This window comes from Amycolatopsis silviterrae, assembly GCF_042684085.1.
Lineage (GTDB): Bacteria > Actinomycetota > Actinomycetes > Mycobacteriales > Pseudonocardiaceae > Amycolatopsis > Amycolatopsis silviterrae.
In genome coordinates this window covers 139,973-155,134 of record NZ_JBHUKS010000014.1, presented here as the reverse complement: position 1 = coordinate 155,134, position 15,162 = coordinate 139,973, and the positions used below count along the sequence as shown (strand labels likewise).

Here is a 15,162-nt window from a genome sequence, read left to right as displayed (position 1 = left end):
ACGCTACAAGGAATGCCCAGTTTGATCTCTATTCACTCATCTGGGGGAATCAGCCCAGCAGCGCGTCCACGAACGCACCAGGCTCGAACGGCGCCAGATCGTCCGGCCCTTCGCCCAGCCCCACCAGCTTCACCGGCACTCCCAGCTCCCGCTGGACCTGGAACACGATCCCGCCCTTGGCCGTGCCGTCCAGTTTGGTCAGCACGATGCCCGTCACGTCGATGACCTCGCCGAACACTCGTGCCTGCGCGAGCCCGTTCTGTCCGGTCGTGGCGTCGAGCACGAGCAGCACCTCGTCCACCCGCGCCTGCTTTTCCACGACTCGCTTCACCTTGCCGAGTTCGTCCATCAGGCCGGTCTTCGTGTGCAGGCGGCCCGCGGTGTCGACCAGGACCGTGTCCACGCCTTCGGTGATTCCCTGCTTGACCGCGTCGAACGCGACCGCCGCCGGGTCCGCGCCTTCCTTGCCTCGCACGACCGACGCGCCTACCCGGTCACCCCAGGTTTGCAGCTGGTCGGCGGCCGCGGCGCGGAAAGTGTCGGCCGCGCCGAGGACGACGGTTCCGCCTTGTGCCACCAAAACTCGCGCCAGCTTGCCGGTCGTCGTGGTCTTGCCGGTGCCGTTCACACCGGCCACCAGGACGACCGCGGGCTGCTTCTTGCCGTCCACCTCGTGCGGCAGTGCGCGGACCGAACGCTCGGCGTCCGTCGACAGCGCGGCGGTCAGCACCTCGTGCAGCATTTCGCGGGCTTCCGCCGACGTGCGCACCGCGCGCCGGTTCAGTTCGTCTCGCAGGCGGTCGACGATCTGCGTCGTGGTGGCGGCGCCGAGGTCCGCCAGGAGCAGCGTGTCCTCGACGTCCTGCCAGGAATCCTCGTCCAGGTCGCCGCCGCCGAGGAGGCCCAGCAGGCTCTGGCCGAACACCGAACGGGACTTCGCCAGACGCCCGCGCAGCCGTTCGAGACGGCCGGACGGGGACTCGATTTCCTCGATCGTGTCCGGCACGACCGCCTCGGGGGCCTCTTCGACCGGCTCGGGGAGCTTGACGTCGCGCACCGTGCGCTGGTCGGAGTCGCGCGGGACCGCGGCGTCGTCGCCGACCGCGGGCTGGCCGTCTACCTCCGGCCGGTCCTCGACGGGATGCTCGACCACCGGCTCGGGCTCCGGTTCCGGCTCCGGAGAAGGAGCAGGCGAGGCCTCCGCGGTCTTCCCCCCGGGAGCCAGCGAGATCCCGCCGCTCGCGGCGTACCCGCCGCCCTTCGGCTTCTCCTCGACCTCGCGCGGCTCGGCCATGCTGATCCGCCGCTTGCGCGCGATGAGCAGCCCGGACACCAGCACGGCGACCAGGACGACGACGGCGACGACAACGATCCAGAACCAGGTGCTCGACACGCCACCATCCTGTCATCCGTGTGCACAAGCCACCGGACACCCCACCGCGAGGCCAACGAGTAACGCGAACGGTTCCGATTCGGCCAAGACTCCACGAGGCGTCTTGCGCCACCCCTTCCGCGTTGACTAGACCACATCGGATGACCACCCCGACCGGCCACCGTTTCCGCGTCCTCGGGCTGCTGTCGGGCACCTCCGTGGACGGCATCGACGTCGCCGTCGCCGAATTCCGCGCGGAGGACGGGACCGTCGTCCTCACCCCGCTCGGCGAACTCGACGTGCCCTATCCCGCCGACCTCCGCACGGACCTCCTCGACGCCCTCCCGCCGCGCCCGAGCAGCGCGCGCCAGCTGACCGTCCTCGACACCCGCGTCGGCCAAGCGTTCGCGGACGCGGCCGCGCGCGGGATCGCGGCGTACGGGCCGGTGGACGTGATCGCCTCGCTCGGCCAGACCGTCTACCACTGGGTCGAAAACGGCGTCGCGCTCGGCACGCTCCAGCTCGGCCAGCCGGCGTGGATCGCCGAGCGCACCGGGGTGCCGGTGATCGCCGATCTCCGCATCCGCGACATCACCGCGGGCGGGCAGGGCGCGCCGCTGGCGAGCACGCTCGACGCGATGTGGCTGCGCGGCCTCGCCGAGGAGACCGGGCATCCGGTGGCCGCGCTCAACCTCGGCGGCATCGCGAACATCACCGTGGTCACGCACTCCGACACAGTGCTCGCGTACGACACCGGCCCGGCCAACGCGCTGCTCGATCTCGCCGCCGCGCATGTCAGCGACGGCAAGCTGTCCGCCGACGTCGACGGACGGCTCGCGCTCGCCGGTTCCGTTCGCGAGGACCTGCTGCGCCGTCTGCTCGCCGACCCCTATTTCGCTGCCGCTCCCCCGAAATCCACTGGCAAAGAGCACTTCCACGGCGGATACCTTGACGCAGCCCTGTCCGGACTGCCGCCGTTGTCCCCGGAGGATCTGCTGGCCACGCTCACCGAACTGACCGCCGCCACGGTCGCCGCGGAATGCCGGCGGCACGGCGTGGCGACCGTCGTCGCGTCCGGCGGCGGGGTCGCGAACCCGGCCACGATGGCGGCGCTGGCGCGGCACCTGCCCGAGGGCGCGCTCCGCAGCAGCGACGACCTCGGCCTCCCCGGCTCCGGCAAGGAGGCCTATCTGACCGCGCTGCTCGGCTGGCTGAGCTGGTGCGGCGTCCCGGCGACGCTGCCGTCGGCCACCGGCGCGAGCGGTCCCCGCCTGCTCGGCGCGCTGACGCCGGGTGCGGCGCCCCTGAATCTCCCCGCCCCGCTGGGGGGCGCCGCGACCCGGCTCCGGGTCGCGGAATCCGGGCAACCACGGTAGGAGAACCCCATGAATCCAGTCGATCTGGTGATCGTCATCGTGTACCTCGCGGCGATGCCGGTCATCGGCGTGCTGGTCGGACGCAGACAGAAGTCCGCGAACGACTACTTCGTCGGCGAGCGCAGCATGCCGTGGTGGGCGGTCACGCTCTCGGTGGTGGCCACCGAGACGTCCACGCTCACCGTGATCTCCACGCCCGGGCTCGTCTTCGGCAGCGCGTTCCTGTTCCTGGAAGTGGCTTTCGGCTACATCATCGGCCGGGTGATCGCCGCGTTCGTGCTGCTGCCGCGCTACTTCCGCGGCAACTACGTGAGCGCGTACGAATTCCTCGGCCGCCGCTTCGGCCGCGGCCTGCAGGGCACCGCGTCGGTCACCTTCGTGGTGACCCGGCTGCTCGCCGAGGGCCTGCGGCTGTTCGCCGGGGCGATCCCGATCAAGGCGATCCTCGGCCACTACGGCATCCACACCGAGTACTGGCACATCGTGGTGCTGCTGACCGCGCTCACCGTGGTCTACGCGTTCGTCGGCGGCATCAAGTCGGTGATCTGGGTGGACGTCATCCAGTGGTCGCTGTACGTCCTCGGCGCGATCGGCGCGGTGATCTTCCTGTCCACGAAGCTGCCGTCCGGCTGGACGCAGATCGCGTCGAGCCAGGGCCGGTTCCAGCTCACCGACTTCGCGTCGAACCTGCTCACCAACCCGTACGCGTTCCTCTGCGCGGTGGTCGGCGGCGCGTTCCTGTCGATGGCTTCGCACGGCGCGGACCAGCTGATCGTCGGACGGCTGCTGTCGTGCCGGAACCTGCGCGACGGGCAGCGTGCGCTGATCGGCTCGTCCATCGTGGTGTTCGTCCAGTTCGCGCTGTTCCTGCTCGTCGGCGCGATGCTGTGGGTCTACACCGGCGGCAAGAACGGCGCGACGGCCACCGCGGTCGCGTCCGGGAAGATGTCCGGCGACGACGTGTTCTCCAACTTCATCGTCAACGACCTTCCGGTCGGGCTGGCGGGGCTGCTGATCGCGGGGATTCTCGCGTCCACCATGGGCGCGCTCGCGTCCGCGCTCAACGCGCTGTCCACGTCCACCATCGCCGACCTCTACCAGCGGTTCACGCACAAGTCGATCGAGGACGCCAAGCTGCTCCGGCACGGTCGCATGTGGACACTCATCTGGGCGGCGGTGTTCGCGGTGTTCGCCTCGATGTTCACCAACTCGAAGGACCCGGTGATCCAGCAGGGGCTCGGCATCGTCGGCTACACCTACGGCGCGCTGCTCGGGTCGTTCTTCCTCGGCCTGCTGGTGCGCAAGGCGCGGCAGTCCGACGCGGTGATCGCGTTCGCCTGCTCGGTGGTCGGGATGGCGTTCCTGATCCTGTTCGTGAAATTCGACAAGGCGACGACCGAGGTGCACATCCACTTCGGCACGGCGACGAAGACGCTCGTGCCGCTGGCGACGTACTGGTACACCTTCGCCGGGGTGCTGATCACGATGATCGTCGGCGGCCTGCTGTCGCTGCGGCGGCGCGGGGCGGACCCGAACGTGGCGAAGGTCGAAGAGCCCGCGGAAACCCCCGCGTAGCAACGGCTTTCTCTGGCCGGGTTCCCGCGGGAGCCCGGCCAGAGGCCGTTTACGGCTGGGTGTAGAAGACCATGCCGTCCTTGTCGCAGCCGATCCGGCCGCTGCCCTGCGCGCCGGTGTCGGCCATGCACCGCCAGCCGCTCACGGTCAGCACGTGCGCGGTGCCCTCGGCCTTCTTCGGCGCTTCCTGGAAGTACTCGGTGATCACGTCGATCGCCTCGGTGCAGCCGGGACGGCCCGCCTTGGTCTCGGTGGCGATCAGGCCGACCTTGCCGTTGGGCGCGTCGATCGGGCCGCAGTCGACCGGCGGGCCGACCGTTTCGCCGGTGTCCGGGCTGCTGGTCGCCGGTTTGCTCGGGTGGCGCGCCTTGCTCGAAGAAGGCGCACTCTCTGTGCTCGAAGCCGGCGCGGACGTGGCGGTCGGCGCGGTCGAGACCGCCGCCGAAGAAGACGGCGGAGCCGCGGTGTCGCTGCTCCCGCCGCACGCCGAGACCAGCGCCCCGGACGCGAGAATCGCCGCCGCGGCAACGGTCTTGGACAGCATCGTGCGCATGAAGAATTTCCTCCCCTGGTGCGGCCGCCGATCGGCCAAGATCACCTTAAGCGGCCCGCGACGGGCTGGCAGTGTGGCGGAGGAAACGTGACCGAGGGAACTCCGGCGAACGGCCCGGCCCAAGCCAAGCCGTTCGCCGGGAAACGCGTCAGTGGATGACGACCTGCCGCACGTGCACGAAGTTCAGGTCGCCGCCCTGCCAGTGGCCGAGGTCGGTCCGGCCGCCGTCCCAGTACAGGGTGACCGAGTTGTTGCCGGAGTCGACCCGGGTGACGCCGCCCAGGTCCACGTACGTCGCGCCGCTGTTGGCGAAGCAGGCGACATCGCTGCCGTCCCAAGGGCTTCCGCCCGCGAGGCGCAGCTGGACGAAGTCGGTGCGGCCGTTGCAGGCGACCCGGTCGATGGCGAACGCCTGACCGGCCGGAACGGTGACGGCCAGCGCGAGCGCCGCGGCACCGCCGATCGCGAGTCTCTTGACGAGTGAAGGCATGATCGCTGTGGAACCTTTCTCCCAGTGCTGCCTCAGAGGTGATCCCGGCGGAAACCGCGCTGCCGGGCGAGATCGACCGTGCCAGCCCCGGACACTCGGCCGACAGCCGCGCCGCCCGCTTCTACCCGTTCGTACCCGGAGGCCGACACCAACGCTCAGACTGCCTTGCCATGGAACGAAAGTCCCTTGCTGCCGCAGAAAATCTGCTTGCTGCCGCCGTTTCCGCCGTCGTAGCCGCAGTTCCAGCCGTCCACGTCGAGGAAGCGCCCGGTGCCCTGCGCCTTGGTCGGGGCTTGCGCGAGGTAGTCGGACATCACGTTGATCGCCTCGGTGCAGCCGACCGTGCCGGCTGGCATCGCCTCGGTCACGACGTCGACCTTGCCGCCGGGGCCGTCGATCGGGCCGCAGTCCGCGCCCTTGCCGAGTTCGCCCTTGCCCGGCAACCGGTCTCCGGGCTGCTCCTTGGCCGGAGTCGGACGCGGCTTGGGCTTGCTCTGGTGCGTCGGTGCCTGGGTGGACGGCGCAGGCGTGGCGGAGGAAGCCGGTGCGGCCACCGACGAAGCGGTCGGTGCGGCCGAGAGCGAACTCTGCACCGCTGCGGCCTGCCCGGTCGGCGAGCCGCCTCCGCACGCGGCGACCGCCAGTGCGGCGCCGAGCAGAGAACCGGAAATCAGGGTGCGGGCCACCATGGTGCGCATTGTCGAATCCCCTCCAGGAAGTGTTGCTTTCGAACACCTCTGAAGACGCGTAGCTCCGGCACCAGTTGGCCCGTCGGACGCCCGTCCGGGCAGACCTGCCCGAACGGGCAGGATCGCCCTGACCGGCGCAACCCCGCTCAGGAAGCCGGGACCGGCTCCTCTTCCGCGGTGCGCAGCCGCTGCGAGATCACCTTGGTGATGCCGTCGCCCTGCATGCTCACGCCGTACAGCGCGTCGGCGATCTCCATCGTCGGCTTCTGGTGCGTGATGATGATCAGCTGCGACGAATCGCGCAGCTGCTCCAGCAGGCCGATCAGCCGGCGCATGTTGGTGTCGTCCAGCGCCGCCTCGACCTCGTCCATCACGTAGAACGGCGAAGGGCGGGCACGGAAGATCGCCACCAGCATGCCGACCGCCACCAGCGACTTCTCGCCGCCGGACAGCAGCGACAGCCGCTTGACCTTCTTGCCCGGCGGGCGGGCCTCGACGTCGACGCCGGTGGCGAGCAGGTCGTTCGGCTCGGTGAGCACCATCCGGCCCTCGCCGCCGGGGAACAGCACGCCGAAGACGGTCTCGAACTCGCGCGCCACGTCGGCGTAGGCCGAGGCGAAGACCTCCAGGATCTTCTCGTCGACCTGCTTGATGACGGCTTCGAGGTCCTTGCGGGTGTCCTTGAGGTCTTCCAGCTGGGTGGAAAGGAACTTGTAGCGCTCCTCCAGCGCCGCGAACTCCTCCAGCGCCAGCGGGTTCACCTTGCCCAGCAGGGTCAGGTCCTTCTCCGCGCGCTTGGCGCGGCGGGCCTGGGTGTCGCGGTCGTACGGCATGGGCGGCGGCTGGGTGACGTCCTCGCCGCGCTCCTTGGCCGCCTCGTACTCGGCCATCTCGCCCGCGCTCGGCGGCACCGGCACGTTCGGGCCGTACTCCTCGACCAGGTCGGCCAGCCCGATGCCGAAGTCCTCGGCGATCTTGGCTTCCAGCGTTTCCAGCCGCAGTTTCTGCTCGGCGCGCAGGACTTCGTCGCGGTGCACGGCGTCGGTCAGCTTCTCCAGCTCGCCGGACAGCTCGCGCACCTTCGCACGCACCGCGGTGAGCGCGGTTTCCCGGCTTTGGCGCTGTGCCTGGGCTTCGTCGCGTTCGGCGGCCGCGCGCTGCACGCTCAGCTCAATCCGTTCCAGCGCGAACTCACCAGCGTTCACGACCGCGTTCGCGATTTCCGCGCCCCGCTCGCGCGCTTCCCGGGCCTTGGCCGCACGCTCGCGGGCCTGCTGCTCGGCGTATGCCGCGCGGCGCAACGATTCCGCTCGCCCGGCGATGCTGCGCGCACGTTCTTCAGCGGTGCGCTGCGCGAGCCGCGCCTCGACTTCTTCCTGCCGCACCACGGCAAGCTGCTCGGCGGCCTCGTCGCGCTCGGCGGTGTCCGGGTCGTCCTCGACCGGCTGCTCGGCGACCGCGGCGAGCCGTTCTTCCAGCTCCGCCAGCTGTTCCAGCGCCTGCTCGCGGCTCTGCTCGACCTTCGCGCGCTGCTGAGTCAGCCGTTCGACCTCGGCCTGCGCCGACCGCGCGGCCTGCTGCAACCGGTTCAGCCGCTCGGACGACCGCGCGTTGCGCACCTTGGCTTCGCCCAGCGCGTCCTTCGCCTGCCCGACCTCCTCGCGGCGCGACTGCTGCTCGGCGCGCGCACCTTCCAGCTCGGCGGAGTACCGCTCCAGCGCGCGTTCGGCCGTGCGCAAGCGTTCCTGCGCCTCGTCGACCGCCGCCTGGACCTCGATCACGCTCTCGCGAGCGGCCGAACCACCGGCGATCCAGTTCGCCCCGAAGACATCGCCCTCGGCGGTGACCGCGCGCACCGCCGGATGCTGCGCGACGAGCTGCCGCGCGGAGTCCAGGTCTGGCACCAACGCGAGCCGGTCCAGCGCCTTTTCGACGGCGGGCCGCAGCTGCTCCGGCGCGCTGACGACCTCGCGGGCCCAGCGCGCGCCGTAAGGCAGCATCGGCCACGAGCTGGTGTCCACAGTGGACCCGGCACCGACCGGCACGATCCCGGCACGGCCGGAATCGGTGTCCTTCAAGTACTTCAGCGCGGACAGCGCGTTCTCGCCGCCGGACACCGCGACCGCGTCGGCCACCGGCCCGAGCGCGGCGGCCAGCGCCACCTCGTGCCCCGGCTGCACGGTGAGCAGCGCGGCGACCGAACCCAGCAGACCGGGCAGCTCCGCGGACGCGCCCAGCAGCGCACCCGCGCCGTCCTTGCGCTTGAGCCCCATCGACAGCGCCTCGACGCGCGCCTTCTCCGACGCGATCTCGCGCTCGGCGCCGCGTTCGGCCTTCACCAGCTCTTCGACGCGCGCCTTGGCGGCGTTGTTCGCCTCCACCGCGCGGTCGTGCCGCTGCCGGAGCTCGGCGTCGTCGGATTCCTCAGTGCCGCCGGCGGCTTTGGCCTCTTCCAGCTCCTCGACCGCGATCTCGGCGCGCTCGGCCGCTTCCTGCAGGCCGACGGTGAGCCGGTCGACCTCTTCCGCGGTCGCGCCGTTCTTGCTGCGCAACGCTTCGACCTGGCCGGTCAGCTTCGCCATGCCCTCGCGGCGGTCGGCGATCGCCCGGACCGCGGCCCAGTGCGCGCGCTCCGCGGCCTGCACCCGCTGTTCGAGATCTTCCCGGCGCAGCACGGTTTCCGCGAGCAGCTCGCGGGCCTCCATGACGGCTTCGGTCAGCTCCTGCTCGCGCTCCGCGGCCTGTTCGGCCTCGGCGAGCAGCTCCTCCGGGTCACGACCGCCCGTCGGCGCGGAGACGTCCGAAGAAAGGTGCCGCTGCCGCTCGACCGCCAGCCGCACGGTGCCGCGCAGCCGTTCGGTGAGCGCGGACAGCTTGTACCAGGTCTCCTGGGCGATCTGCAGCCGCGGCGCGTCCTCGGCGAGCGAAGCCTCCAGCTCGGTTTCCTCGGCGGACACGATTTCCAGCGCCTGCTCGACCTCGGCGCGCCGCTGCCGGGCGGTGCGCTCGTCGGCCTCGTCGCGCTGGATGGACTCGCGCTGGGTGACCAGGTCGTCGGCGAACAGCCGGAGCCGGGCGTCGCGCAGGTCGGACTGCACCGACTGGGCCTTGCGGGCGATCTCGGCCTGTTTGCCCAGCGGTTTGAGCTGGCGGCGCAGTTCGGTGGTGAGGTCGGTGAGCCGGTCGAGGTTGCCCTGCATGTTGTTGAGCTTGCGCAGGGTCTGCTCTTTGCGCTTGCGGTGCTTGAGGACGCCGGCGGCCTCCTCGATGAACGCGCGCCGCTCCTCGGGCTTCGACTCCAGGATCGCCGACAGCTGCCCCTGCCCGACGATGACGTGCATCTCGCGGCCGATGCCGGAGTCCGAGAGGAGTTCCTGGACGTCCATCAGCCGGCAGCGGTCGCCGTTGATCTCGTACTCGCTCGCGCCGTCGCGGAACATCCGGCGGGTGATGGAGACCTCGGCGTACTCGATCGGCAGCGCGCCGTCGGCGTTGTCGATGGTGAGCGTGACCTCGGCACGGCCGAGCGGGGCGCGGCCCGCGGTGCCGGCGAAGATGACGTCTTCCATCTTGCCGCCGCGCAGGTCCTTCGCGCCCTGGGTGCCCATGACCCAGCGCAGCGCGTCGAGGACGTTCGACTTTCCGGAGCCGTTCGGGCCGACCACGCAGGTGATGCCGGGTTCGAAGCGCAGCGTGGTCGCCGAGGCGAAGGACTTGAAGCCCTTGAGCGTCAGGCTTTTCAGGTGCACGTGCTGCCGACCCCTCTGGCCACGGGTACAGGTTGGCTACCGGTTCCCCCGGTCCGGACAGGCTACTCGGCGGTTCCCGGGCGCCGTGGGAGGCGGTGCCGCCCGGGCGCGCCTAGCACAGGTCCGAACGCCCCGGCAACCCCAGGCACCCCATCAGCCGCAGCCGCCCCACGCGGCTCTCAGCGTTCGGCGAATCCGTCCAGCCCGCCCTTGGCGGCGGTCCAGCGTTCCACCACCTGATCCACTCGTCCGGGTGAGGTTCCCGAGCGCAGCGCGGCCAGCAATCGCGCACAGTGGTCCCGACTACCCTCCGCAACCACCTCGACACGGCCGTCCGGGAGATTCCTGGCGAATCCGGTCAGCCCGAGTTCCAGCGCCCGGCTCCGGGTCCACCAGCGAAAACCGACTCCCTGCACCTGCCCGTGCACCCAGGCGGCCAGCCGGACGGGCGTTTCCTGCTCGTTCACCGGCCCCATTCTGCCGCACGCGCCCGGCTGCGGACCGTGACGGCCCCGTCCCTCGGTCGCGCGAACAGGCACTGAGCGGTGATAACCTCCCGCCTGGCATCCGGGCCCGGAGCCCGCTCCCCCGTGCCGCCCTCGACCTGAGCGTTGACCCTTCTAAGGAGCCTGCATGTCCCGTCCCGACGGGCCTGAACCAAGCTCAGCGCCGGAGAACGCCGTCGCGGTGAGCACTGCCCCCACCGCCCCGCCGAAGGGCGCGAGCGGGAAACTCAGCCGCTCCGGCTACGCGATCCTCGGCGTCAGCGGCCTGGTGGTGGCCACCGCCTTCGCCGCGGTCGCCGAACTGGCCGGCCCCGGCTCGGCCACCGACACCGCGACGAACAGCACCGGCGGCGGCCAGGGCGGGCTGCACAACAGCTCGCAGTCCGTGGTGCCGGGCAACGCCGTCCCCGGCGGCCCGATGACCGTCCCCGGCTCGCCCACGCCCGGCCAGACCGCCCCGGCCACGCCGACCACCGTGGTCGCCGTCGGCGCGGACGGAAAGCCGACCACGAGCGTCGTCACTCCCCCGCCGAACGCCGGCCAGCCCGGCGGACAGCTCCCTCCTCCCGGCGGCACCCCGGGCGACTCGACGACCCCGCCGCGCAGCGACACGTCGACGTCGAAGACGGTCACCCCGCCGTCGACCCCGGTGACCACTCCGCCGGACACCTCGTCCCAGACTCCCCCGACGTCCTCGGACGCCCCGCCGACGAAGCCGACCGGCAGCAGCTCGACCGGGGGCCAGCCGTCGTCCTCGTCCTCGCCGAGCGAGTCCACTTCGGACTCCAGCACGACTGGGCCGAGCAGCCGCTGAAGTCACTGTGCCGGGGACTTAGGCTGCGTCGCCGCGAGCTGCTGACCGTCCATAAAGGACTTCAACGCCGCCGAGCCGCCGCCTTAAGTCCCCGGCATTACCCCTGAAGTCCGTGAGGGGAACCCTGAGGGAATCAGAGTCCCTCAGGGTTCCCCTCACGGCTTTACGGCCGAGGGTCAGATTTCGAAGCGATAGCCCATCCCGGGTTCGGTCAGCAGATGCCGCGGCCGGGACGGTTCCGGTTCCAGCTTCCGCCGCAACTGCGCCAGATACACCCGCAGGTAATGGGATTCCGTCTCGTACGACGGTCCCCACACCTCGTGCAGCAGCTGTTTCTGCGCCACCAGCCGGCCCCGGTTGCGGACCAGCAGTTCCAGCACTCCCCATTCCGTCTTGGTCAGGTGCACCTCGCGGCCCTCGCGCAGCACCTTCTTCGCCGCCAGGTCGATCGTGAACGATCCGGTGTCCACCACGGCTTCCGCGCCGTCCGTGCCGCCGACTGAAGAACGGCGGACCGCGGCTCGCAGGCGGGCGAGGAGTTCGTCCATGCCGAACGGTTTCGTCACGTAGTCGTCCGCGCCCGCGTCCAGGGCTTGCACCTTGTCCGCCGAGTCGCCGCGCGCGGAGAGGACGATGATCGGCACCGTCGTCCAGCCGCGCAGGCCCGCGATCACCTCGGTGCCGTCCAGGTCCGGCAGGCCCAGATCGAGCACCACCACGTCGGGTTTCGTTTCGGCGACCGCTTTCAGCGCGGCGGTGCCGTCGTGTGCGGTGATCACCTTGTACCCGCGCGCGTTGAGGTTGATCCGCAGCGCCCGCACGATCTGCGGTTCGTCGTCGACGACCAGCACCGTCGCCGTTGGTTCGGCAGTCATCGCGCCACGCCCTCCTCAGCTTCCACCAGTTCCCGCCCGGTGCACGCCGGCAGCGAGATCACCACTGTCAATCCTCCGCCGGGAGTGTCCTCGGCGCGAACCGTACCGCCCATCGCCTCGGTGAACCCCTTCGCGACGGACAGGCCCAGCCCGACGCCGGGCGTCGAGTCCCGGTCTCCGCCCAGCCGCTGGAACGGCGCGAACGCGGACTCCGCGGCACCCTTCCGCAGGCCCTTGCCGTGGTCGACGATGCGCAGTTCCACGAATTCCGAGTGTGCGCTCGCCCGTGCCGAAACGTCGCCGCCGCCGTGTCGCAGCGCGTTGTCCAGCACGTTCGCGATCACTCGTTCCAGCAGGCCGGGATCCGCTTGCACGGACGGCAATCGCGCGTCCACCGAGACCTGCACGCCCTGCGAGTTGTCCACATTGGACAGGGCGTGCGCGACCACTTCGTCATAGCCGACCGGACGCAGGTGCGGGGTGACCGCGCCGGTCGCGAGACGCGAGGAGTCGAGCAGGTTGTCGATCAGCCCGGCGAGCCGGTCCGCGGAAAGTTCCACGGCCTCCATCAATTCCTCGGTGTCCTCATCGGACAGTGACAGGTCCGGCGCGCGCAGGCTGCCGATCGCGGCCTTGATGGACGTGAGCGGGGTGCGCAGGTCGTGGCCGACCGCGGACAACAGTGTCGTGCGCAGTTCGGTCGCCTCGGCTTTGCGCTCGGCGGCCGCCGCTGCCGCTGCCATCCGCTGTTGCCGCAAGGCGAGCAACGCTTGCCCCGCAACAGCTTCCAGTACTCGGCGGTCCGCCGCGGGCAAGGCGCGACCGCGCAGGGTCAGGTGCACATCGGCAGTCACGGCAATGTCCACATCGGCCTCGTCCGGGTCGGCGCACGGCTCGCCGCCGGAGAGCGCGACCTTTTCCCATTTTCCGTTGCGTTTTTCCAGCAGCGTCACGGAAGTGAGGCCGAAATTCTCCCGCACCTTTTCCAGCAGCCGCTCGATCGGATTGGGATTGGTCAGCACGGTGCGCGCATACGACGCCAGCAGCGACGCTTCCGTCCGCGCCCGCGCCGCCGCGGCACCCCGCCGGGCAGCGGAAGCCACGACCAGCGCCACCAGCACCGCCACCACGATCATCACAATGAGCGTGACGACGTTCTGCGGGCTGTGCACATTCAACGTGTAAAGCGGTGGCGTGAAGAAGAAATTCAACAGCCCGGCACCGAAAATCGCCGCCACCAGAGCCGGGCCGAGCCCACCCACCAATGCGACGACGACGGTGGCCAGCACGTAAAGAATCACATCGGTGGAAAACTCCACCGCATCGCGCAACAGCACGCCGAGACCGGTCGCGACGACCGGCAGCAGAATGCTCAGCACCCAGCCCATCACGAGCCGCGAAGGCGCCAGCGGGCTCGTGCCCAGCCGCGCGCGCAGCCGCCCGCCGGCGTAGGAGTGCGTGACCATGTGCACGTCGATCGGCCCGGACTGTTGCACCACCGTCGCTCCGATGCCCTCGTCGAAGAGCCGGGCGACCCGGGAGCGCCGCGAAGTGCCGACCACGAGCTGGGTCGCGTTGACCCCGCGCGCGAAATCGAGCAACGCGGTGGGCACGTCATCGCCGACCACGGCGTGGAAGGTCGCGCCGACTTCCTCGGCCAGCGTGCGGCAGCGGGACATCGCGGTCGGCCCGAGCCCGGCCAGCCCGTCGCCGCGCAGGATGTGCACGACCTGCAGTTCCGCGCCCGCCCGGTTGGCGATCCGGCTGGCGCGCCGGATCAGCGTTTCGCTTTCCGGCCCGCCGGTGATCGACACGACCACCCGTTCGCGCGTCTCCCACGTGTCGGTGATCTTCTGCTCGGCGCGGTAGCGCTGCAGTGCGACGTCGACCTGGTCGGCCACCCACAGCAGCGCCAGCTCGCGCAGCGCCGTGAGGTTGCCGGGCCGGAAGTAGTTGCCCAGCGCGGCATCGATGCGCTCGGCCGGGTAGACGTTGCCGTGCGCGAGCCGCCGCCGCAGCGCCTCCGGAGTGATGTCCACCAGCTCCAGCTGCTCCGCGCGGCGCACGACCTCGTCCGGCACGGTTTCCTGCTGGGTGACGCCGGTGATGCGCTCGACGACGTCGTTCAGGCTCTGCAGGTGCTGGACGTTGACCGTGGACAGCACGTCGATGCCCGCTTCGAGCAGCTCCTCGATGTCCTGCCAGCGTTTCTCGTGCCGTCCGCCGGGCACGTTCGTGTGCGCCAGCTCGTCCACGGCGACGACCTCGGGCGCGCGGGCGAGCACCGCGTCGAGGTCCATTTCGGCGAACTCGTGCGCGCGGTGGTGCACCGTGCGCCGCGGCACGATCTCCAGGCCGTCGAGCAGGTCGGCGGTCTTCTTGCGGCCGTGCGTCTCGACGAGGCCGACGACCACGTCGGTTCCGCGGTCGAGGCGGCGGCGGGCTTCGCCGAGCATGGCGAAGGTCTTGCCGACGCCCGGAGCCGCGCCGAGGTAAATGCGGAGTTCGCCTCGGCGCGGCTTCGGCGGTGTGTCAGGTGCGCTCACAGTGTTCAGTGTGCGCCAGGAGCGGCCGAATGCACGGCAAGGTTGAGCTGGAGCACATTCACGCCGGGCACGCCGATTCCGTTGCCGGTGGTGTTGTCCGCGACCACCTGCCGCACCTTCTCCTCGCTCAGCCCGGTGTTGCGCGCCACGCGAAGCACCTGCAGATCGGCGTACGCGACGCTGATCGCCGGGTCGAGGCCCGAGGCCGAAGCCGTCACCGCGTCCGCAGGCACCTCTCCCGGGTTGACGCCCTCGCGCTTGGCGATCAGCTCCCGCCGCTGCGCGATGGCCTTGGTGAGGTCCTCGTTGTACGGCCCCTTGTTGGACGGTCCCGACGTCGACGGATCACCCGGCCCGAGCACGTCCTTCGAGCCGGCGGAGGGCCGGTTGTGGAACCACGGGTCGTGCGCGGGGTCGGCGGGCACCGGGTCGATCCCGATCAGCGACGAGCCGACCGCCTGGCCGTTCTGCGTCACCACCGAGCCCTCGGCGTGCCCCTGGAGGCCGGGAATGCGGGACACCGCCCACACGCCCAGCGGGTAGACAACGCCGAGCAGCACGGTCATCGCGATGAGCAGGCGCAGGCCGGCCCAGGTCTGCTTGAGCAATACGTTCAT

At 70.6% G+C, this 15,162-nt stretch carries 12 protein-coding genes; 3 read left to right on the top strand and 9 right to left on the bottom strand.

The features are described from left to right. Nucleotides 1-49: 49 nt before the first annotated feature. Entirely contained in the window at nt 50-1,393 is a 1,344-nt protein-coding gene (gene ftsY, locus ACFSVL_RS19770; RefSeq protein ID WP_378306178.1) for a signal recognition particle-docking protein FtsY, read from the bottom strand. 140 nt (nt 1,394-1,533) lie between these two features. On the opposite strand from ftsY, the gene ACFSVL_RS19765 reads away from it, so the two are divergent. Both ACFSVL_RS19765 and ACFSVL_RS19760 read left to right on the top strand, forming a co-directional pair. Then, the gene (locus ACFSVL_RS19765; protein WP_378306176.1) at nt 1,534-2,748 is read left to right on the top strand and encodes an anhydro-N-acetylmuramic acid kinase; all 1,215 of its coding nucleotides are present in this window, start codon (nt 1,534-1,536) and stop codon (nt 2,746-2,748) included. A gap of 9 nt (nt 2,749-2,757) precedes the next feature. Then, a complete protein-coding gene (locus ACFSVL_RS19760) occupies nt 2,758-4,323 on the top strand; it encodes a sodium:solute symporter (RefSeq protein WP_378306174.1) in 1,566 nt (521 codons plus the stop codon). A gap of 49 nt (nt 4,324-4,372) precedes the next feature. On the opposite strand, the gene ACFSVL_RS19755 is transcribed toward ACFSVL_RS19760, so the two are convergent. The 5 genes from ACFSVL_RS19755 to ACFSVL_RS19735 all read right to left on the bottom strand — a co-directional run bounded on the left by ACFSVL_RS19755 (nt 4,373) and on the right by ACFSVL_RS19735 (nt 10,280). Next, nucleotides 4,373-4,876, bottom strand: coding sequence for a hypothetical protein (locus ACFSVL_RS19755; protein ID WP_378306173.1), 504 nt, complete (start codon nt 4,874-4,876; stop codon nt 4,373-4,375). A gap of 148 nt (nt 4,877-5,024) precedes the next feature. Beyond that, nucleotides 5,025-5,366, bottom strand: a complete 342-nt coding sequence (locus ACFSVL_RS19750; RefSeq protein WP_378306171.1) for a beta/gamma crystallin domain-containing protein — start codon at nt 5,364-5,366, stop codon at nt 5,025-5,027. Between the two features lie 155 nt (nt 5,367-5,521). Next, nucleotides 5,522-6,064 carry a hypothetical protein gene (locus tag ACFSVL_RS19745; protein WP_378306170.1) on the bottom strand — a complete coding sequence of 181 codons (543 nt, stop codon included), beginning with the start codon at nt 6,062-6,064 and terminating at the stop codon, nt 5,522-5,524. 137 nt (nt 6,065-6,201) lie between these two features. Continuing rightward, nucleotides 6,202-9,804 carry a chromosome segregation protein SMC gene (gene smc / locus ACFSVL_RS19740; RefSeq protein ID WP_378306168.1) on the bottom strand — a complete coding sequence of 1,201 codons (3,603 nt, stop codon included), beginning with the start codon at nt 9,802-9,804 and terminating at the stop codon, nt 6,202-6,204. A gap of 179 nt (nt 9,805-9,983) precedes the next feature. After that, nucleotides 9,984-10,280: an acylphosphatase gene (locus ACFSVL_RS19735; RefSeq protein WP_378306166.1), complete on the bottom strand. Its 297-nt coding sequence runs from the start codon at nt 10,278-10,280 to the stop codon at nt 9,984-9,986. Between the two features lie 157 nt (nt 10,281-10,437). On the opposite strand from ACFSVL_RS19735, the gene ACFSVL_RS19730 reads away from it, so the two are divergent. Further along, on the top strand, nt 10,438-11,124 hold the full coding sequence (locus ACFSVL_RS19730) for a hypothetical protein (protein ID WP_378306164.1): 687 nt from the start codon (nt 10,438-10,440) through the stop codon (nt 11,122-11,124). 176 nt (nt 11,125-11,300) lie between these two features. On the opposite strand, the gene ACFSVL_RS19725 is transcribed toward ACFSVL_RS19730, so the two are convergent. The 3 genes from ACFSVL_RS19725 to ACFSVL_RS19715 are packed head-to-tail and all read right to left on the bottom strand — an operon-like array spanning nt 11,301 to nt 15,162. Further along, complete coding sequence (locus ACFSVL_RS19725) at nt 11,301-11,999, bottom strand: response regulator (RefSeq protein WP_378306162.1); 699 nt, start codon at nt 11,997-11,999, stop codon at nt 11,301-11,303. After that, nucleotides 11,996-14,545 (bottom strand): DUF4118 domain-containing protein, encoded by a 2,550-nt coding sequence (locus ACFSVL_RS19720; RefSeq protein WP_378306161.1) that lies wholly within the window; start codon nt 14,543-14,545, stop codon nt 11,996-11,998. Before ACFSVL_RS19720 ends, ACFSVL_RS19725 begins: the two co-directional genes overlap by 4 nt. A gap of 5 nt (nt 14,546-14,550) precedes the next feature. Continuing rightward, on the bottom strand, nt 14,551-15,162 hold the full coding sequence (locus ACFSVL_RS19715) for a potassium-transporting ATPase subunit C (RefSeq protein WP_378306159.1): 612 nt from the start codon (nt 15,160-15,162) through the stop codon (nt 14,551-14,553).